Genomic DNA, 19450 nt, shown 5'->3' on the forward strand with positions numbered 1-19450 from the left:
CGAGAGATGTCGGTGGTCGCCGTTAGCGTGCGGGTAAGAGCTTTGGCAACGCCAGACCGAGAGGACGGCAACCTGATGGCATACGGCGACAACACGGCGCACCCCGACGGCGCGGCGCCGGTGGTGATCGACTGCGACGACTGCGCGGTGCGCGGCCCCGGCTGCCGCGACTGCGTGGTCAGCGTCCTACTCGGGGTCCCCGAGACGTTATTGCAGGACGAACGGGCCGCGCTCGACGTCCTCGCGGACGTCGGGCTGGCGCCGCGGCTGCGGCTGGTGCCGATTCATCGCGGCCGCGGGGCCGGTGTAGCCTAATTGCCTTGTGCGCCAAAACCGCTGGACCGTCTTAGGGGATTGCCATCATTCACAGACGAATGACAGAAATCTTTCTGATTTCTTAACGGTCCCGCTTGGACAAACGTCGATATCGTTTCGTAACCTGTTTGAGACCTAAACTACCCCGACGGCGCCCCGGCAGTGCCTGGCATCAGCCGTCCTAGGCCGTTTAAGGATGCAATTTTGAGGTTCGCTTGTATGTACCCGCGCGCGCGTGTCATTACACGGTCTGCCCTCGGGACGTTAGCGGGCCTGACCATCTTCGCGGGGGCTTTTGTCTCGAATTCCGCCGCCGATCCGGCCGAAGACGCGCTGGCGAAACTCAACCAGCTGTCGCGTCAGGCCGAGCAGACCACCGAGGCGATGCACACCGCGCAGCTCGACCTGAACGAGAAGCTCAAGGTCCAGCAGGCGGCGGAGAAGAAGCACGCCGATGACCAGGCCGCGGTGGATTCCGCCAAGGCCCGGCTGGCCGCCTTCCAGGGTGCCGTCAACAAGCTGGCCGCCGCGCAGTACATGGGCGGCCGCGTCGACGGCATGGAGGCAATGCTGACCGCGGCATCGCCGCAGGGCCTGATCGACAAGCTGGCCGTGCAGCGGCTGATGGCGACCCAGATGCGCACGCAGATGGCGAACTACCGCATCGCCGGTGAGCAGGCCGCCAAGGCCGAGCAGGCGTCCGCCAAGTCCGCCGCCGACGCGAAGAGCGCGGCCGAGCAGGCCGCGGCGGTACGGGCGAGCCTGCAGTCCAAGCAGAGCCAGCTGCAGGTGCAGATCGCCGTCGTCAAGTCGCAGTACGTCTCCCTGACGCCGCAGCAGCGCACCGCGCTGGCCGATCCCGGGCAGGTCCCGGCGGCCGCCCCGCCGCCCGGCGCACCGGCACCGGACGCGTTGCCGCCCGGCGCCCCGCCGCCCGGCGACGGTCCGCCCATCAGCGCGATGATGCCCGGCATGCCCGGAATGTTGCCCCCGGGCGGCCCCGGCGGCGTGGGCGGCGGTGACCGCGCGACCGTCGTGCAGGCGGCGTTGACCCAGGTTGGTTCGTCCTATGTGTGGGGCGGCGCCTCACCCGGCGCGTTCGACTGCTCCGGCCTGGTGATGTGGGCGTTTCAGCAGGCGGGCATCTCGCTGCCGCACTCCAGCCAGGCGCAGGCCCAGGGCGGTCAGCCGGTGGCGCTGTCGGACCTGCAGCCCGGCGACGTGATCACGTTCTATAACGACGCGTCACACAGCGGCATCTACGTCGGCGACGGCATGGTGATCCATTCCTCCACCTACGGCGTGCCGGTGCGGGTGGTGCCGATGAATGCCGCGGGCCCGGTCCACGACGCGCGTCGCTACTGATCGTTCCGGCTGGCGTCGGCGGCTGCCGATCCTGCTGGCCTGGGTGTTCGCCCTCGAGCTGATCGTGGCCGCGGCCGTGCCCTTCGACGAGGCCGGCGACAGCAAGGCGCGACACGCGCAGCTGGTCACCCCCGCCCGCAGCCAGGCCGGCGCCGCGGCGAAGTCGCTGGTGGTCGGCGATCGCACCGTTCGGTTGGTGGGCCTGGGCGGCCCGGCCGGCGACCGGCTGCTGGCCCGGGTGGCGGCCGACATCGGCGCCGCGATCAAGGCGGTGGAGGCCTTCTGGGGTGTCGACTGGACGCGCGAGATCACGGTGCTCGCCGCCGGCTCCGACGAACAGTTTCGCGCCGCCGCCGGCGGGGGACCGCCGTCGCAGTGGGCCGACATCGCGGCCGTGACGGTCGCCGAGCGCGTCGACCCCGTGCACCGGGTGGCGCTCGGGCAACGGATCGTGTTCGCCCCGGGCGCCGCCAACATGAATGAGTCCGCGCTGCGAATTGTCTTGACGCACGAGCTTTTTCACTACGCCGCGCGTCCCTACACCGCGTCGGACGCGCCCCAGTGGCTCACCGAGGGCGTGGCCGATTTCGTCGCCCGGCCGCAGACCCCGGTGCCCGCCGACGCGGTGCCGGTGCCGCTGACGCTGCCGACCGACGCGGAGCTGGAGGCGCCGGGGCCGCAGCGCTCGTTGGCGTACGACCGCGCGTGGTGGTTCGCCCGCTTCGTCGCCGACACCTACGGGGCACCCAAGCTGCGCGAGCTCTACCTGGCCAGCTGCGGTGTGGGGCACACCGATGTGCCCACCGCGGCCCACGAGGTCCTCGACACCGATCCCGCCGGCCTGCTGGTGCACTGGCACCAGTGGCTGGCCCGCTAGGACGGGATTGCCTGCCTCTCCCCCTCGCCGCTGCGCGGCTGGGGGTACCCCCACCTCAGACCGTGACACGGTCTGCATCGTCGCCAGGCTAGCCTGACGCAGGTGAGCCGGGTCCTACTGGTAACCAACGACTTTCCGCCCCGCCCGGGCGGCATCCAGTCCTACCTCGGCGAGTTCGTCGGCCGGCTGGCGGGCGCGGGCTCGCATTCCGTGCTGGTGTACGCGCCGCAATGGAAAGGGGCGGATGCCCACGACGAGTCGGCCGACGCGGCCGGATACCGCGTGGTGCGCCACCCGGGCACGCTGATGCTGCCGGGCCCGGCGGTGGACGGGCGGATGCGCCGGCTGATCGGCGAGCACGGCATCGACACCGTCTGGTTCGGCGCGGCCGCGCCGCTGGCGCTGCTGGCGCCGCGCGCCCGGCAGGCCGGGGCGACCCGGGTGCTGGCCAGCACGCACGGCCACGAGGTCGGCTGGTCGATGCTCCCGGTCGCGCGGTCGGTGCTGCGCCGCATCGGCGACGGCACCGACGTCGTCACCTTCGTCAGCCGCTACACCCGGTCGCGCTTCGCGTCGGCCTTCGGACCCGAGGCGAGGCTGGAATACCTGCCGCCCGGCGTGGACACCGACCGGTTCCGCCCCGATCCGGCCGCCCGGGCCGAGCTGCGTGCCCGCTACGGGCTGGGCGAGCGGCCGACCGTGGTGTGCCTGTCGCGGCTGGTGCCGCGCAAGGGTCAGGACGCGCTGATCAAGGCGCTGCCATCGATCCGGCGGCGGGTCGACGGGGCGGCGCTGGTCATCGTCGGCGGCGGGCCGTACCTGGACGCGCTGCGCAAGCTGGCCTCCGACTGCGGCGTCGCCGAGCATGTGACGTTCACCGGCGGCGTGCCGGCCGCCGAACTGCCCGCCCACCACGCCCTGGCCGACGTCTTCGCGATGCCGTGCCGCACCCGCGGCGCCGGCATGGACGTCGAGGGCCTGGGCATCGTCTTCCTGGAGGCCTCGGCGACGGGCGTGCCGGTCATCGCCGGCCTATCGGGCGGGGCCCCGGAAGCCGTGCGGCACAACAAGACCGGGCTGGTGGTCGACGGCCGGTCGGTGGACGAGGTCGCCGAGGCCGTCGCCGAGCTGCTGGGCGATCCCGAGCGGGCCGCCGCGATGGGCGCGGCCGGGCGCGAGTGGGTGACGTCCCAGTGGCGCTGGGACACGCTGGCCGCCCGGCTGGCCGACCTGCTGCGCGGCTAGCGACCGTCAGTCCTTCTCGTAGATCGATTCGATGTCGGAGGCGAACTTCTCGGCCACCACGTTGCGCTTGACCTTCATCGTCGGGGTCAGCTCGCCGGTGTCCTCGGTGAAGTCGACGGGCAGGATGCGGAACTTGCGGATCGACTCGGCGTGCGACACCGCCTGGTTGGCGTTCTTGACGGCGGCGTCGATCTCGGCGAACAGGTCGGGGTCGGTGACCAGATCGCCGACGGACGCGTCGGCCTGTTTGTGGTTGCGTTCCTTCCAGGGGCCGAACGCCTCGGGGTCGATGGTGATCAGCGCGCCGATGAACGGCTTGGCATCGCCCACCACCATGGCCTGGCTGATCAGCGGGTGCGCCCGCAGCTGGTCCTCGAGCACCGCGGGGGCGACGTTCTTGCCCCCGGCGGTGACGATGATCTCCTTCTTGCGGCCGGTGATCCTCAGGAAGCCGTCCTCGTCGAGCGCGCCGAGGTCACCGGTCTTGAACCAGCCGTCGGTGAACGCATCGCGGGTGGCCTGCTCGTTGTGCCAGTAGCCGCTGAACACCACGCCGCCGCGCACCAATAGCTCGCCGTCCTCGGCGATGCGCATGCTGTTGCCGGGCAACAGCGTTCCCACGGTCCCGATCTTGACGTTGCCGACCTGGTTGACCGTGATGGCCGAGCTGGTCTCGGTCAGGCCGTAGCCCTCGTGGATGGTCAGGCCCACGCCGCGGTAGAAGTGGCCCAGCCGCGCGCCCAGCGGTGCGCCGCCCGAGACGGACGCGTGGCAGTCGCCGCCCAGCGCCGCGCGCAGCTTGTGATAGACCAGCCGGTCGAACAGCGCGTGCCGGGCCCGCAGCAGCAGGCCCGGTCGCCCGCCGTCGGCGTGGGCCTGGCTCCAGTCGACCGCGGTTTGCACGGCCATCGCGAAGATCCGGCCGTTGCCGTCGTTGGCGGCGTTCTGCTCGGCGGTGTTGTACACCTTCTCGAACACCCGCGGCACCGACACCACCACCGTCGGCTTGAACACCGCGAACATCGGCAGCAGGTTCTTGATGTCGCTGGTGAATCCGACCGTCACCTTGTTCGCGCATGCGGACAAGGTCAGCGACCGGGCCAGCACGTGGGCCAGCGGAAGAAACACCAGCAGCCGCTGCCCCTCGTGCAGCAGGGTCGGCAAGCACTCCTTGGCGCCCCGGCTCTCGTAGAGCAGGTTGGAATGGGTGAGCTGGCAGCCCTTGGGCCGCCCGGTGGTGCCCGAGGTGTAGATCAGCGTCGCCGGGTCGTCCGCCCGCAAGGCGTCGAGCCGGGCGGTCAGCTCGGCCGGCTCCACTTCGGCGCCGGCCTCGGCGAGCTGGTCGAGCGCCTTGGGGCCCGACCCGTCGATGCGCAGCACCCGGCGCAGCTCGGGCAGCTCGGCGGTGAGTTCGGTGACCATCGCGGCGTGCGCGTCGGTCTCGGCGAAGGCCACCACCGCCGCCGAGTCCTGCAGCACCCAGCGCACCTGCTCGGCCGACGACGTCTCGTAGATCGGCACGGTGACCGCACCCACCGACAGGATCGCCAGGTCCAGGATCGCCCACTCGTAGCGGGTGGCCGAAAAGATGGACACCCGGTCGCCGGCCTGCACGCCGAGGGAGATCAGGCCCAGCGCCGCGGCACGAACCTGCTTGGCCGCCTCGGCGCAGGTGACGTCGGTCCAGACCCCGTCGATCTGCCGTTGGTAGATGACGAAGCCCGGGTCGTCGCGCTCGTGCTCGAAGACCATGGCCGCGACGTTTTCGTGCTCGCCGACCGTAAAACGGGCGGGGACGCTGTACTCACGCACTCTGAGACCTCGATTGGATTCGTGATGTTGCCTTGCCGGCTTGCTGTGGCCCAGCCTAATCCGCGAATTCGCGCAGCATGGCGGAGGTCTGCCGGGCCGCGGTTGCGGCCCGAGCGCCTGCGTACGGGTGATCCGGATCGGTGTGTGAAGCTATGGCGGTGAACAGCATTCAGATCGCCGACCAGACGTTTGTCGCCGCCGACGGCGCGCGGGTGGGCGCCGTGGTCGCCGACCCGTCGAGCTGGCGTCGGTGGTGGCCGGACCTGCGGCTGCAGGTCGTCGAGGACCGCGCCGAGAAGGGGATCCGGTGGACGGTCACCGGCGCGTTGACCGGCACCATGGAGATCTGGCTGGAGCCGTCGCTGGACGGGGTGGTGCTGCATTACTTCCTGCACGCCGAACCCAGCGGCGTCGCGGCGTGGCAGCTGGCAAAGTTGAATTTGGCGAAGATGACGCACCGCCGTCGGGTGGCGGGTAAGAAAATGGCGTTCGAGGTCAAAAGGACGGCGGAACGGTCGCGTCCGGTCGGCGTTTCTCCGGTAGCTTAACCGGATCAAGGTCGGGCGGTAGGAGTACCGTTTCGCCCCGAAGGCCGGGGTAGTCCTGCACATGCCGGGCCTACGCGCTTGCGGGAGAGAGGGCATCAGCCAGGTGGCGGAGAAGACGACGCAGACCATCCACATCGACGCCGATCCGGGCACCGTCCTGGAGGTGATCGCCGACATCGATTCCTACCCGGAATGGATCTCGGAATACAAGGAAGCCGAGGTGCAGGAGCGGGGCGCCGACGGCTATCCGAAGACGGTGCGATTCGTGATGGACGCGGGTGTCATCAAGGACACCATGGTGATGTCCTATCAGTGGCCCAAGGACCGTCAGTCGCTGAGCTGGACCCTGGTCTCCAGCTCGTTGCTGCGTTCGCTCGAAGGGTCGTATCGCTTGGCGCCCAAGGGATCCGGCACCGACGTCACCTACGAGCTCTCGGTCGACCTGGCCATCCCCATGATCGGCCTGCTCAAGCGCAAGGCCGAGCGGCGCCTGACCGACACCGCCTTGAAGGACCTGAAGAAACGAGTCGAGGCTGAGTGAGTCCAGCGCCGCCCCGGCCCGGATCAGCCTGTTCGTTGGGAAGGGCGGGGTAGGTAAGTCCACCCTGGCGTCTGCCACCGCGGTCTGCGACGCGGGCACTGGACAGCGGGTGCTGGTGGTCTCGACCGACCAGGCGCATTCGCTGGGTGACGTGCTGGGGGTGCCGGTCCCGCCCAGCGGCCAGGGCGAACCGGTCCGGGTGCTCGCCGATGACGCGGAGGCGGGCGGCGGCTTCCTCGACGCGCTGGCGCTGGACACCCTGGCCCTGCTGGAGGCCCGGTGGCGCGACGTCGTCGGCACGTTGGACGGGCGGTTTCCCGATTCCGAGTTGAGCACCATTGCGCCCGAAGAACTTTCGGCGTTACCGGGCGTCCAAGAAGTGCTGGGTCTCTACGCCGTCGGCGAGCTGGCCGCCTCGGGACGCTGGGATCGCATCGTCGTCGATTGCGCCTCGACCGCGGATGCGTTGCGCATGTTGACCTTGCCCGCGACCTTCGGGCTCTACGTGGAACGCGCGTGGCCGCGGCACCGCCGGCTGTCGATCGCCGCCGACGACGCCCGCTCGGGCGCGATGGTGGAGCTGCTGGAGCGCATCAGCGCCAGCGTCGATCGCCTCGGCGAGTTGCTGACCGACGGCGACCTCGTCACCGCGCATCTGGTGCTGACCCCCGAGCGGGTGGTGGCGGCCGAGGCGGTGCGGACGCTGGGTTCGCTGGCGCTGATGGGGGTGCGGGTCGAGGAGCTGATCGTCAACCAGGTCCTGACCGAGGACGAGTCCTACGAGTACCGCAACCTGCCCGAGCACCCGGCGTTCTATTGGTACGCCGAGCGCATCGCCGAACAACGCGTCGTGCTCGACGAACTCGACGCCACCATCGGCGACGTGGCGCTGGTGCTGACCCCGCACCTGTCCGGCGAGCCGATCGGCCCCAAGGCGCTGGGCGCGCTGCTCGACAGCGCCCGCCGGCGCGGCGGGACGGCGCCGCCGGGTCCGCTGCGGCCCGTCGTGGACCTCGAATCCGGATCGGGGATTGGGTCGATATACCGTATGCGGCTAACGTTGCCCCAACTTGATCCCGGAGGACTTTCGTTGGGCCGAGTCGACGACGACCTGATCATCAGCGCCGGAGGGCTGCGGCGCAGGGTTCGGTTGGCGTCCGTGCTGCGGCGCTGCACGGTGCTCGACGCGCACCTGCGGGGCGGTGAGCTGACTGTTCGTTTTCGACCGGATCCGGAGGTGTGGCCTAAGTGAGTGGGGTTCATTCCGATATCGGTCCGGAGCTGCGCCGGCTTGCCCAGATGATCCTCGACGGGATCGACCCGGCGGTGCGAACGGCGGCGGCTTTGACGGCTGGCGGCGGAGTCGGGACCGGCAAGTGCCAGCAGGTGTGGTGCCCGGTGTGCGCGCTGGCCGCATTGGCCACCGGTGAGCAGCACCCGTTGCTGACCGTGATCGCCGACCACAGCATCGCGCTGCTGGAGGTGATCCGCGGCATCGTCAACGACGTCAACGACATCGACCGCTCGACCGAACCGCCGCCCGACGGGCCGCCCGGCGGCGGTGTCGGCGCCGAGCCCGACGCCGGGGCTCCCGACGGCGACGGCACCGTGCGGACCCGATACCAGCCGATCCCGGTCACCGTGGAGGAATGACCCGCCCGATATGAAGGTGGTCGGTTGCCCCGGGGATCGGTACAGTTGGCCAGAACACTGCGGGTGGCGGGCGAGAGGGAGGGCCATGTGGTACTGGCTATTCAAGTACATCCTGCTGGGCCCGTTGCTGTCCCTGCTCGGCCGGCCGAAAGTTGAAGGGCTGGAATACGTTCCGACGTCCGGGCCGGTGATCCTGGCGAGTAATCACCTCGCCGTGATGGACAGCTTCTTCCTGCCGCTGGTCGTCCGGCGCCGGATCACCTTCCTCGCGAAGTCCGAATATTTCACCGGCACCGGTCTGAAGGGCTGGTTCAGCCGGTGGTTCTTCACCGCCGTCGGGCAGGTGCCGATCGACCGCACCGACGCCGACGCGGCCCAGGCCGCGCTCAACACCGCCGAGCAGGTGCTGAAGCAGGGCAAGCTGCTGGGCATGTACCCCGAGGGCACCCGCTCGCCCGACGGCCGGTTGTACAAGGGCAAGACCGGGCTGGCGCGGCTGGCGCTGCTCACCGGCGTTCCGGTGATCCCGGTGGCGATGATCGGCACCAACGTGGTCAACCCGCCGGGCACCACGATGCTGCGCTTCGGGCGGGTCACCGTCCGGTTCGGCAAGCCGATGGAATTCTCCCGGTTCGAGGGGATGGCCGGCAACCGCTTCATCGAGCGGGCCGTCACCGACGAGGTGATCTACGAGCTGATGGGGCTCTCCGGGCAGGAGTACGTCGACATCTACGCCGCCAGTCTCAAGGAACGCGGCCCCGAATCGGAGGGCGCCGACGACCCTACCGGTGAGGCCGCGCGGATCCCCGAGACGGCCGTCGGCTAACTCGAAGCCGCCACCGGCGTCGGGGTGGCCGCCGCCGGCTTGGACCGGTTCGTTCGGGCCGTGATCGTCAGCCCCGCCGCGACGATGACCGCCAACGCCCACCACACGTAGGACGCGCCGAGGAGCTGGCGCCACCAGTTCGCGGTGGTCTCGTGGTGCTTGGGCAGCAGGTCGATCGGCGTCCACGTCCACCTCATCAGCGCCACCCCGACGGCGCTGAGCACGCCCAGCGTGATGTTGCGGCGCCGCCACGCCAGCACCCCGGTCACGAGCAGTGTCGGCAGCGCCCAGACCCAGTGGTGTGACCAGGACACCGGGGAGACCACCAAACCGAACAGCGCGACGCAGATCACCGCCATGATCGGCTCGCCGGCCCGCAGCACCCGCCGCATCGCCCAGATCGTCACCGCCAGCACCACCAGGCATGCGGCGACCCACAGCGGGAACCGCGCGTGCTCGTCGAGCCCCAACCGGGCCAGGGTGCCCGCGATGTTCTGGTCGGTGTTCAGCGCGGCCTCACCGATCCGGTCGGTGTGGTGGACGGTGCGTGTCCAGTACTCCCACGAATCGCTCCACGCCAGCGCGAAGCCCAGCAGGGTCATCGCCGCGAACGACGCCATCGCCGTGAGCGCCGCGCGGTTGTCCCGGCGCAGCAGGAAGTAGAGCAGGAAAACCGCCGGGGTGAGCTTCAGCGCGATCCCCAGGCCCAGCAGCACGCCGCGTGGCCACGGCGTGCGGCGCGGCACGCAGTCGGCGATCACCAGCGTCATCAGCACGACGTTGATCTGGCCGAAGGCGAAGTTGGAAACGATCGGCTCCAGCCAGTTCGCCGCGGCGGCCGTGATGACCACCGCCAACCACAGCCGGCGCAGCCACGCCGGGCCGCCCAGCGCGGCCGACGTGTCCCACACGTCGAGGCCGGTCAGCAGGATCGTCGTCGAGACGATCAGCAGCACCAGCGTCAACGCCGTGATCGCCACGCTGGCGGCCGGCATGTGCAGCCAGGAGAACGGGCAGAAAACGATGGCCGCCAGCGGGGGATAGGTGAACGGCAGGTTCAGCCCGATGGGTGTGTGGAACTTCACGTCGCCGCGGTAGAGGGGATGGTTGTCCAGCCAGGCCTGGCCGCCCATCTGATAGATGTCGATGTCGATGCGGTACGGGGTGTGCCCGAACTGGCCCGCGGCCACGTGATACATCGCCGCGGCCGCGACCAGCCAAAGCAGGCACCACAGCACCACCCGCCCGCGTTGACTGCCCACGCCGGGCGCCCGCCATCTACTCATGTCGCATAACAGCGTAATCGGTACCGGCACCGGCGACGTGTCGCAGCGCGGCTCCCGCGCTGCCCGGAAATGCAGGCGTACGTTTCTAGCGTGCTCCACTGGTTCGTGTTCGGGGTGGCCCACTGGTTCGCGCACGACATCATCCACCGCGGCCGGCTCCCGCTGCTGTGCTGCCTGGTCGCCTTCATCCTGACCTTCTTCGTGACGCGAACGTGCGTGCGGCTTATCCGCCACCGCGCCCAAACCGGGCGTCCGACCCGGTGGTGGCAACCGCGCAACGTCCACATCGGGGAAGTGCACATCCACCATGTGGCATTCGGGGTGGTCCTGGTGATGCTCTCGGGGTTGATGTTGGTGACCCTGTCCATCAGCGGGCAGGAGCCCGAATTCACCTTGGCGGCAATCCTTTTCGGGACCGGGGCCGCGCTGGTCCTCGACGAGTACGCGTTGATCCTGCACCTGTCGGACGTGTACTGGGAGGAGGACGGCCGCACGTCGGTGGACGCGGTGTTCGCCGCGGTGGCGGTGGCCGGGCTGCTGATGATGGGCCTGCACCCGCTGATGTTCTTCCTGCCGTTCTGGCACGGCGCAGACGCGGTGGCGCTGCGCGCCGGGGTGGCCGGTGAGCTGGTGTTCACGCTGCCGCTGGCCGTGGTGGTGCTGCTCAAGGGCAAGGTGTGGACCGGTCTGCTGGGCATGTTCATCGTCGTGCTGCTGGTCATCGGCGCGATCCGGCTGTCGCGCCCGCACGCCCCGTGGGCCCGCTGGCGCTACACCACCCAGCCCGACAAGATGCGACGCGCGCTGCAGCGGGAACGCCGGCTGCGCCGCCCGGTCGTGCGGGTCAAGCTGTGGGTGCAGTGCGCGATCGCGGGCACCCCGCGCCTGCCCGACGAGCGCCTCGTCGACGCCCAGCTCGACCATGACGTGCACGCGGCGCCGCCGCCGACGGGGCCCATCCTGATCAGCCGATAATGGCGTTCCCCTAGGCTTTTCGGGTGCGGTACTTCTACGACACGGAATTCATCGAGGACGGCCGCACCATCGAACTGATCTCGATCGGGGTGGTCGCCGAGGACGGGCGCGAGTACTACGCCGTGTCCACCGAATTCGATCCCGAGCGCGCCGGCAGCTGGGTGCGCGCCAACGTGCTGCCCAAGCTGCCGCCACCGTCGTCGCAGTTGTGGCGCTCGCGCAGGCAGATCCGCCAGGACCTGGAGGAGTTCTTCGGCGTGGGCGGGACCGAGCCGATCGAGCTGTGGGCCTGGGTGGGGGCCTACGACCACGTGGCGCTGTGCCAGTTGTGGGGCGCGATGCCGGCGCTTCCCCAGGCGATACCCCGCTTCACCAGGGAAGTTCGGCAGTTGTGGGAGGAGCGCGGATCGCCGCGGATGCCGCCCCGGCCGCGCGACGCCCACGACGCCCTGGTCGACGCCCGCGATCAGCTCCGCCGATTCCGGCTGATCACCTCCGCCGACGGCGCGGGGGGCGTTCTGCCTGATCAGTCATGATCAGGCACTGTTCAGACCCGGTTACCATGGACCGATGAACTGGACCGTCGACATACCGATCGACCAGCTGCCGCCGCTGCCGCCGCTGTCGACCGAGCTGCGTACGCGGCTGGACGCCGCGCTGGCCAAGCCGGCCGCCCAGCAGCCCAGCTGGGACGCCGAACAGGCCGCCGCGATGCGCACGGTCCTCGAGAGCGTGCCGCCGGTGACCGTGCCGTCCGAGATCGTGCGGCTGCAGGATCAGCTTGCGCAGGTCGCCCGGGGCGAGGCCTTCCTGCTGCAGGGCGGCGACTGCGCGGAGACGTTCGTCGACAACACCGAACCCCACATCCGCGGCAACATCCGCACCCTGCTGCAGATGGCCGTGGTGCTGACCTACGGCGCCAGCATGCCGGTGGTCAAGGTGGCCCGCATCGCCGGTCAGTACGCCAAGCCCCGCTCGGCCGACCTCGACGCGCTGGGCCTGCGCTCCTACCGCGGCGACATGATCAACGGCTTCGCCCCCGACGCCGCGGCCCGCGAGCACGACCCGTCGCGGCTGGTGCGCGCCTACGCCAACGCCAGCGCCGCGATGAACCTGGTGCGGGCCCTGACCTCCTCGGGCCTGGCGTCGCTGCACCTGGTGCACGACTGGAACCGGGAATTCGTCCGGACCTCGCCGGCCGGCGCGCGTTACGAGGCGCTGGCCAGCGAGATCGACCGGGGCTTGAAGTTCATGAGCGCCTGCGGGGTGGCCGACCGCAACCTGCAAACCGCCGAAATCTACGCCAGCCATGAGGCTTTGGTGCTCGACTACGAGCGGGCGATGTTGCGCCTTTCCGACCACGAGGGCGGCGAGCCGCAGCTGTATGACCTGTCGGCGCACACCGTGTGGATCGGCGAGCGGACCCGCCAGCTCGACGGCGCCCACGTCGCGTTCGCGGAGGTGATCGCCAACCCGATCGGCGTGAAGATCGGCCCGACGATGACCCCCGAGCTGGCCGTCGAATACGTCGAGCGCCTCGACCCGCACAACAAGCCCGGGCGGCTGACGCTGGTCAGCAGGCTGGGCAACAACAAGGTGCGCGACCTGCTGCCGCCGATCGTGGAGAAGGTGCAGGCCACCGGCCACCAGGTGATCTGGCAGTGCGACCCGATGCACGGCAACACGCACGAGTCGTCCAACGGCTACAAGACCCGTCACTTCGACCGCATCGTCGACGAGGTGCAGGGGTTCTTCGAGGTGCACCGCGCGCTGGGCACCCACCCCGGCGGCATTCACGTCGAGATCACCGGCGAGAACGTCACCGAGTGTTTGGGTGGGGCGCAAGACATTTCGGACACCGACCTGGCCGGGCGCTACGAGACGGCCTGCGACCCGCGGCTGAACACCCAGCAGTCGCTGGAGCTGGCGTTCCTGGTCGCCGAGATGCTGCGCGACTAGCAGCCCCCGTTTCTCGCGAGCGTGCGTGTTGGTACGGCGACACGCCGATTTGGACGTACAACTGCGCACGCTCGCGGAAAGGGCTCAGAGCAGGCCGCTGAGGTTGCTTCCGAGAGTCCAGGCCATGGTGGCGACCAGCCCGGTGAGCGCCAGCACGACGGCCACCCACACCAGCACCATCCGCCGCGCGTGCTGGCGGGCCCAGACGAATTCGCTCATCGCGATGCCCGCGAATTCGCCTGCGACGGGCTGGTATTCGCGTTCGCGGTCGTCGGCTTCGCGGGGGAGCTGCCGGGTGGGATTGCGGACCGGTGGTGCGGCCGGCGCCGGTGGGCGCGATTGCGGGGCGGCGGGCGGGCGCTGGCTCATCCGGCTGTGGTGCAGTGCGGCCGATCGGTGTTGGGCGGAGTTGCGCGGCGCGGGCACCCGGAAGTCCGGCAGCGCGAGTTCTTCGGCGATCGCGGCGAGGTCGGCGCCCATCTCGATGGCGTCGGCGTAGCGGTCGGCGGGGTCGCGCGCGGTCGCCCGCGCCACCAATTCGTCGAATTGCGCTGGCACGCCGTCGATCGCGGCACTGGGCGCCGGCACGTCGGCGTCCAGGCGGCGGTAGGCGATCGACAACGCCGAGTCGCCGGTGAACGGCGTGTGCCCGGTCAGCAGCTCATAGGTGAGGATCCCGGTGGAGTAGACGTCGCTGCGCGGGCCGGCGTTGCCGTCGCGCACCTGCTCGGGCGAGAGGTAGGCGGCGGTGCCGAGAATGACGCTGGTGGAGGTGATTCCGGCGGCCGCGACGGCGCGGACCAGCCCGAAATCGGCGATCTTGACGTCGCCGTCGTCGGAGATCAGCACGTTCTCGGGCTTGACGTCGCGATGCACCAGCCCGGCCCGGTGCGCCGCGGCCAGCCCACCCAACACCGGGCGAAGCACCGCCGCCACGGCGTGGGGCGGCATCGGGCCGCGCTCGCCCAGCAGCTCGCGCAGCGTTCCGCCCTCGATGAGCTCCATCACCAAAAACGGATGCCGGGCGTCCATGCCCTGGTCATAGACCGCGACCAGGCCGGGATTTTTCAGGCGGGCGACCGTGCGCGCCTCGAGCTGGAAGCGGGTCAGGAATTGGTCGTCGCCGGCATAGCGGGTGTCCATCACCTTCACCGCGACCGGTCGGTCGAGCCGGACGTCGAGGCCGCGGTACACCGTCGAGGTGCCGCCGCTGGCGATCCTGGACTCCACGCGGTAGCGGCCGTCCAGCAACGTGCCCTCCAGGGGGTCACGCGTCCCGGGTCCCGTCACGCAGACATCGTAGGTGCGGGACGCGAAAACGTAGGTCCAAGGCGCTAAGCAGGGCCTACACTGGCGCCGTGAGCAGTGTTCCGGCCGGCGACGACGTTCTGGATCCCGACGAGCCGACCTACGATCTGCCGGGGGTGGCCGCGATACTCGGCGTGTCGGTCAGCAAGGTTCAGCAGCAGCTGCGGGAGGGTCACCTGCTCGCGGTCAAGCGAGGCGGGGGCGTGGTGGTGCCCCAGGTGTTCTTCACCAACTCCGGTGAGGTGGTCAAGAGCCTGCCGGGGCTGTTGACCATCCTGCACGACGGTGGCTATCACGAGACGGAGATCGTGCGCTGGCTGTTCACCCCCGACCCGTCGCTGACGATCACGCGCGACGGCACCCGCGACGCGATCAGCAACGCCCGCCCCGTCGACGCATTGCATTGCCATCAGGCGCGGGAAGTGGTGCGGCGCGCGCAGGCTATGGCGTACTGACGGATTCCGGCGCCCGGTACAGCGCGTACCAGGCCGCCAGCGCGCACGCGGTGGCCAGCGAGAAGTGCAGCCATGAGTACATGCCGTGCGATCCGTCGGGTTTGAAGATCACCATGACCCAGGTCGACAGGCCGGCGATGGCCGCGACCGCCCGCCGCGACTGGGTCAGCGGGGCCGCCACCGCCAGCGGCCAGGAGTAGTACCAGGGCAGCGCGGCCGGGACGAATAGCACCACGATCAGCATCGACCACGCGATCCCGGTCAGCGCGGCGCGGTCGTCGCGGCGGAACCGCCACCACAACAGCGGCAGCGACACGGCGATGATCGCGATGCCGATGAACCGGGTGACGCGCAGCGTGGCGTAGAAGTCGACGTGGAAAAAGCCGCTGCCCAGCGCGTGGATCAGGTTGGCGACCGCGGTCGGCACGGTCAGCCAGTTGATGATCTTCACCGAGCCGGCCAACGCCGTCAGCCACCCCAGCCCCACACCGGCCGCCGCGGAGAGGATCGCGAACACCACCGCGAAGACGGCCAGGGAGGTCGCGGTGGCCGCCAAGAACGCCGGGACCGCCCGGTATCCCCGCCGCTCGCGCAGGTGGCGCATCCACACCCACACCAGGAACGGCAACGAGATTCCGGCGGTGGCCTTGACCGCGATCGCCGCCGTGATCAGCACGACGCCCAGGACGTGGCGGCCTTGGAAGGTGAGCGCGATCCCGGCGGCCATCAGGCCCACCATCAGCATCTCGTTGTGCACGCCGCCCATCAGGTGAATGAGCACGAGCGGGTTGAGAACGCAGATCCACAGCGCGAGTGCGCCATTGGTGCCCAGGTGATGGGCGAGCCGGGGCGCCGCCCAGATCAGCAGCGCCAACCCCGGCAGCATGCACAGCCGCAGCAGCATCGTGCCGACGATCACGTGGTTGCCCACCACCATCGTGACCAGCTTGGCGATCAGGATGAACGCCGGCCCGTAGGGCGCCGTTGTGATGGTCCAGATCGGACTCACGTTGTCCAGCAAGGTGTTTGGATTGGCGACCGGGCCGACGGCGTACGGGTCGAAGCCGTCGCGGAGCAGCGCGCCCTGCGCCAGGTAGGAATAGGTGTCGCGGCTGAAGACGGGCACCGACAACAGCAGTGGCGCCAGCCAGAAGGCGGTGGTCGCGCGCATGGTGAACTCGGTGGCGTCCCCGGCCAGCGCGCGCCGGCCCAGCATCACCCACGCGATCAGCATGAGGCCCACGCCCGCCCACAACACGATCGACGACAGCACCAGTCCGTGGCCGAAGCGCAGCCAGGACAGGTGCAGCGCTTCCAGCAGGGGGTCGTGCGGCTTGGTGCTGCCGGCGCCCAGCCCGCCCAGGGTGATCAGCACCGAACCCAGGAAGCCCAGCTTCGCCGGCCGCGCATCGGGGGTGGCGGCGAACGCGACGAGCCGTGAAAAGTATTGCACCACCGATCCTTTGGTCGCCGGTGAATCGGCGGCGGTGCTCGTGGGACTCGTCATCGGATCAGGCGGACCGATTCGTGGCCATCCTGGCGAGCTCGGTCAGCCCCGCCTTGGCCGCCGCATTGATCGGCGCGGCCGCGAGAGTGCCGAGCGCGCGTTCGGTCAGCGCGGCGATGCGTTGCTCCGCCGCGGCCAGCGCGCCCACCGACTCGATGACGTCGCGCAACTCGGCGACCTGCACGTCGGTCAGCTGCGCACCGATCGAGTCGCGTAACCGGTTGGCCGCCAAGGGATCTGACTTGTCTGCCAGCTCCACCGCCTCGGCCAGCAGCACGGTTCGCTTGCCGGACCTCAGGTCGTCGCCGGACGGCTTGCCCGTCACCGCGGGGTCGCCGAACACGCCCAGCACGTCGTCGCGCAGCTGGAACGCCACGCCGAGGTCGGTCCCGAATTCCTTGAAGGCGGCCTGCACGTCGGGCCGGTCGGCGGCGGCAGCCACCCCCAGCTGCAGCGGCCGCGCCACGGTGTAGCAGGCGGTCTTGAAGGTGTCGACGTTCATCGCCGACGCGATCGACTCGGCGGCGCTGTTCTCGGCGACGATGTCGAGGTATTGCCCGCCGAGCACCTCGGTGCGGATGTCGGCCCACACGTGCTGGACGCGTCCGCGCGCGTCGGGCGGCAATCCCACCCCGAACACGATGTCGTCGGCCCAGGCCAGCGCCAGGTCGCCGAGCAGGATGGCCGCCGACGTCCCGAACCGCTCCGGTGAGCCGCGCCAGCCCCGCCCGCGGTGCAGCTCCGCGAAGCGGACATGCGCGGTCGGCTTGCCGCGGCGGGTGGAGGAGTCGTCGATCACGTCGTCGTGCACCAGCGCGCAGGCGTGCAGCAGTTCGAGGGCGGAAAACAGCAGCAACACTTCGGGTTCGGGCTCCCCGGGAGCCACCGACCGCCAACCCCAGTAGGCGAAGGCGGGCCGCAGCCGCTTGCCGCCGCCCAGCACGAAGTCCTCCAGGGCGGCGACCAGGACGTCGTAGTCGGCGCCGATGTAGGCCGTCCGGTCGCGCCGGTCGCGCAGGTACCGCCGAAGTTGCTCGGTGATCGCGCCGGTCAACTCGACGGCTGCCGCTGCCTCCGAAGCTTTCAGGCTCAGCGCGGCGCCCCTCTCTGCTCGTCAGTCCCTGGGCCGACAGTGTATGTCGCTTCCGGGGCCCAGTTGCTTCGACTGCCTCACTAATCCGCCCCTATGCTGGCGATCTGGGAAACAAGTCGTCTGATATCCGATCGATAGGAGCCGCGTGACCCTCAACACCATCGCGCTCGAGTTGGTGCCCCCCAACGTCGAAGACGGCAAGGAGCGGGCACTCGAAGACGCGCGGAAAGTGGTGCGGTACTCGGGCGAGTTCGGCCTCGAGGGCCGGATTCGGCACGTGATGATCCCCGGGATGATCGCGGAGGACGACGATCGGCCCGTGGCCATGAAGCCGAAATTCGACGTGCTGGACTTCTGGTCGATCATCAAGCCCGAATTGCCGGGCTTCCAGGGCCTGTGCACCCAGGTGACCGCGTTCATGGACGAGGCGTCGCTGCGCCAGCGGCTGACCGACCTGTGCGCCGCCGGGATGGAGGGCGTCGTCTTCGTCGGGGTCCCGCGCACCATGAACGACGGCGAGGGCTCCGGCGTCGCACCGACCGACGCCCTGTCGATCTATCGCGACCTGGTGACCAACCGCGGCGTGATCGTGATCCCCACCCGCGAGGGCGAGCAGGGCCGGCTGAACTTCAAATGCAACCAGGGCGCGACGTACGGCATGACGCAGCTGCTGTATTCCGACGCGATCGTGGGCTTTCTGACCGACTTCGCCGAGAACACCGATCACCGGCCGGAGATCCTGCTGTCCTTCGGGTTCGTGCCGAAGGTGGAGAGCCGCGTCGGGCTGATCAACTGGCTGATTCAGGACCCGGGCAACGCCGCCGTGGCCGGCGAGCAGGAGTTCGTCCAGCGGTTGGCCGGCAGCGAACCGGACGAGAAGCGCCGGCTGATGGTCGACCTGTACAAGCGCGTGATCGACGGCGTGGCCGGGCTCGGCTTCCCCCTGAGCATCCATTTCGAGGCGACCTACGGGGTTTCCGGGCCCGCGTTCCAGACCTTCGCGGAGATGCTGGACTACTGGTCGCCCTAGCTCGGCGGCTGGTCGCGCGGCGCGGTGAGCCGCGGCGAGCGGTCGCGGCTCATCCAGGCCAGCAGCGCCACCACGCCGGCGGCCGCGAAGGACGCGATGCCCAGCCAGACGCCCGCGCCGGTGAAGTTACGGGTGTTGGGATCGGTGTAGCGGGCGTTGGCGCTCATGGTGGTCACCACGCCCGGTTTGAGCTTCCACGACACCACGTCCGGCTCGACGCGGTCGCCGTTGGTGGAGGTCACGACGCCGGGAAAGGCGACCGTCAACTCGACGTCGGCGTCGTTGTCGGTCACCGATGTCAGGTCCGCCCGGCCCTCGAGGATCACCAGGTTGCCGTTGCGGCGCAGCGACAGGCTCACCCCCTGGGCGTCGGAGTTCATGTTCGCCAGCTGCGGCAACTCGGCGAAGGTCAAATCGGAGAACACCGCCTGCGAGCCCACGTAGCCGTCGCTGTCGTAGTTCGACACCGCCACCTTCTGGCCGAACGGCAGGTTATTGGTGTCGAGCTGCGGGCCGGTGTCCTTCGGCGTCTTCGGTTTGGCCGCCGCGATGATCTCCCCGGACACCAGGTCGTCGGGCGAGACGGTGAGCGACGCCCGGACCCGCAGGCACCCACTGGCCAGGGGCACGATCAGCAGCAGCATCGCGATGGCCA

The 19450-nt window shown here is 69.7% G+C and carries 20 protein-coding genes; 14 read left to right on the forward strand and 6 right to left on the reverse strand.

What is annotated here, in order from left to right; all coding sequences use genetic code 11:
- Positions 1–75 precede the first annotated feature (75 nt).
- The 4 genes from AC5Y7V_RS17080 to pimB all read left to right on the forward strand — a co-directional run bounded on the left by AC5Y7V_RS17080 (position 76) and on the right by pimB (position 3802).
- Positions 76–315 (forward strand): hypothetical protein, encoded by a 240-nt coding sequence (locus AC5Y7V_RS17080; RefSeq protein WP_499881398.1) that lies wholly within the window; start codon positions 76–78, stop codon positions 313–315.
- Positions 316–534: 219 nt separating this feature from the next.
- The gene (gene ripC / locus AC5Y7V_RS17085) at positions 535–1680 is read left to right on the forward strand and encodes a peptidoglycan hydrolase RipC (RefSeq protein WP_499881217.1); all 1146 of its coding nucleotides are present in this window, start codon (positions 535–537) and stop codon (positions 1678–1680) included.
- A 43-nt stretch (positions 1681–1723) separates the two neighbouring features.
- Positions 1724–2557, forward strand: a complete 834-nt coding sequence (locus AC5Y7V_RS17090; protein WP_499881399.1) for a hypothetical protein — start codon at positions 1724–1726, stop codon at positions 2555–2557.
- 102 nt (positions 2558–2659) lie between these two features.
- The gene (pimB, locus tag AC5Y7V_RS17095; RefSeq protein WP_499881218.1) at positions 2660–3802 is read left to right on the forward strand and encodes a GDP-mannose-dependent alpha-(1-6)-phosphatidylinositol monomannoside mannosyltransferase; all 1143 of its coding nucleotides are present in this window, start codon (positions 2660–2662) and stop codon (positions 3800–3802) included.
- A 6-nt stretch (positions 3803–3808) separates the two neighbouring features.
- Here pimB and AC5Y7V_RS17100 read toward each other — a convergent pair whose 3' ends face one another.
- Positions 3809–5614 carry an AMP-dependent synthetase/ligase gene (locus AC5Y7V_RS17100; RefSeq protein ID WP_499881219.1) on the reverse strand — a complete coding sequence of 602 codons (1806 nt, stop codon included), beginning with the start codon at positions 5612–5614 and terminating at the stop codon, positions 3809–3811.
- A 158-nt stretch (positions 5615–5772) separates the two neighbouring features.
- Between AC5Y7V_RS17100 and AC5Y7V_RS17105 the strand changes: the two genes are divergently transcribed.
- From AC5Y7V_RS17105 to AC5Y7V_RS17125, 5 genes are all read left to right on the forward strand, one after another.
- Positions 5773–6162, forward strand: a complete 390-nt coding sequence (locus AC5Y7V_RS17105; protein ID WP_156772265.1) for a polyketide cyclase / dehydrase and lipid transport — start codon at positions 5773–5775, stop codon at positions 6160–6162.
- 103 nt (positions 6163–6265) lie between these two features.
- A complete protein-coding gene (locus AC5Y7V_RS17110) occupies positions 6266–6703 on the forward strand; it encodes an SRPBCC family protein (RefSeq protein ID WP_067004662.1) in 438 nt (145 codons plus the stop codon).
- Complete coding sequence (locus AC5Y7V_RS17115; RefSeq protein ID WP_499881400.1) at positions 6696–7955, forward strand: ArsA family ATPase; 1260 nt, start codon at positions 6696–6698, stop codon at positions 7953–7955. The genes AC5Y7V_RS17110 and AC5Y7V_RS17115 overlap by 8 nt, the downstream gene beginning before the upstream one ends.
- Positions 7952–8356: a hypothetical protein gene (locus AC5Y7V_RS17120; protein ID WP_499881220.1), complete on the forward strand. Its 405-nt coding sequence runs from the start codon at positions 7952–7954 to the stop codon at positions 8354–8356. Before AC5Y7V_RS17115 ends, AC5Y7V_RS17120 begins: the two co-directional genes overlap by 4 nt.
- 85 nt (positions 8357–8441) lie before the next feature.
- A complete protein-coding gene (locus tag AC5Y7V_RS17125) occupies positions 8442–9182 on the forward strand; it encodes a lysophospholipid acyltransferase family protein (protein WP_499881221.1) in 741 nt (246 codons plus the stop codon).
- Here AC5Y7V_RS17125 and AC5Y7V_RS17130 read toward each other — a convergent pair.
- Positions 9179–10468 carry a glycosyltransferase 87 family protein gene (locus AC5Y7V_RS17130; protein ID WP_499881222.1) on the reverse strand — a complete coding sequence of 430 codons (1290 nt, stop codon included), beginning with the start codon at positions 10466–10468 and terminating at the stop codon, positions 9179–9181. The genes AC5Y7V_RS17125 and AC5Y7V_RS17130 overlap by 4 nt on opposite strands.
- A 69-nt stretch (positions 10469–10537) precedes the next feature.
- Here AC5Y7V_RS17130 and AC5Y7V_RS17135 point away from each other — a divergent pair, with 69 nt between their 5' ends.
- The 3 genes from AC5Y7V_RS17135 to AC5Y7V_RS17145 are packed head-to-tail and all read left to right on the forward strand — an operon-like array spanning position 10538 to position 13402.
- The gene (locus tag AC5Y7V_RS17135; protein ID WP_499881223.1) at positions 10538–11443 is read left to right on the forward strand and encodes a hypothetical protein; all 906 of its coding nucleotides are present in this window, start codon (positions 10538–10540) and stop codon (positions 11441–11443) included.
- Between the two features lie 23 nt (positions 11444–11466).
- A complete protein-coding gene (locus AC5Y7V_RS17140; protein ID WP_499881224.1) occupies positions 11467–11979 on the forward strand; it encodes a polyadenylate-specific 3'-exoribonuclease AS in 513 nt (170 codons plus the stop codon).
- A gap of 34 nt (positions 11980–12013) precedes the next feature.
- Positions 12014–13402, forward strand: a complete 1389-nt coding sequence (locus tag AC5Y7V_RS17145) for a class II 3-deoxy-7-phosphoheptulonate synthase (protein ID WP_499881225.1) — start codon at positions 12014–12016, stop codon at positions 13400–13402.
- 84 nt (positions 13403–13486) lie between these two features.
- On the opposite strand, the gene AC5Y7V_RS17150 is transcribed toward AC5Y7V_RS17145, so the two are convergent.
- On the reverse strand, positions 13487–14692 hold the full coding sequence (locus AC5Y7V_RS17150; protein WP_499881226.1) for a protein kinase domain-containing protein: 1206 nt from the start codon (positions 14690–14692) through the stop codon (positions 13487–13489).
- A 68-nt stretch (positions 14693–14760) separates the two neighbouring features.
- Here AC5Y7V_RS17150 and AC5Y7V_RS17155 point away from each other — a divergent pair, with 68 nt between their 5' ends.
- The gene (locus AC5Y7V_RS17155) at positions 14761–15165 is read left to right on the forward strand and encodes an Rv2175c family DNA-binding protein (protein ID WP_499881227.1); all 405 of its coding nucleotides are present in this window, start codon (positions 14761–14763) and stop codon (positions 15163–15165) included.
- Here AC5Y7V_RS17155 and AC5Y7V_RS17160 read toward each other — a convergent pair.
- Both AC5Y7V_RS17160 and idsA2 read right to left on the reverse strand, forming a co-directional pair.
- On the reverse strand, positions 15152–16672 hold the full coding sequence (locus AC5Y7V_RS17160; RefSeq protein ID WP_499881228.1) for an alpha-(1->6)-mannopyranosyltransferase A: 1521 nt from the start codon (positions 16670–16672) through the stop codon (positions 15152–15154). The genes AC5Y7V_RS17155 and AC5Y7V_RS17160 overlap by 14 nt on opposite strands.
- 4 nt (positions 16673–16676) lie before the next feature.
- Complete coding sequence (gene idsA2 / locus AC5Y7V_RS17165) at positions 16677–17726, reverse strand: bifunctional (2E,6E)-farnesyl/geranyl diphosphate synthase (RefSeq protein ID WP_499881229.1); 1050 nt, start codon at positions 17724–17726, stop codon at positions 16677–16679.
- 184 nt (positions 17727–17910) lie between these two features.
- Here idsA2 and AC5Y7V_RS17170 point away from each other — a divergent pair, with 184 nt between their 5' ends.
- Positions 17911–18795, forward strand: coding sequence for a mycobacterial-type methylenetetrahydrofolate reductase (locus tag AC5Y7V_RS17170; RefSeq protein WP_499881230.1), 885 nt, complete (start codon positions 17911–17913; stop codon positions 18793–18795).
- On the opposite strand, the gene lppM is transcribed toward AC5Y7V_RS17170, so the two are convergent.
- Positions 18792–19439, reverse strand: a complete 648-nt coding sequence (gene lppM, locus AC5Y7V_RS17175) for a lipoprotein LppM (RefSeq protein ID WP_499881401.1) — start codon at positions 19437–19439, stop codon at positions 18792–18794. The genes AC5Y7V_RS17170 and lppM overlap by 4 nt on opposite strands.
- Positions 19440–19450: the final 11 nt, after the last annotated feature.

The sequence above is a fragment of the Mycobacterium sp. NGS34 genome, assembly GCF_059812845.1.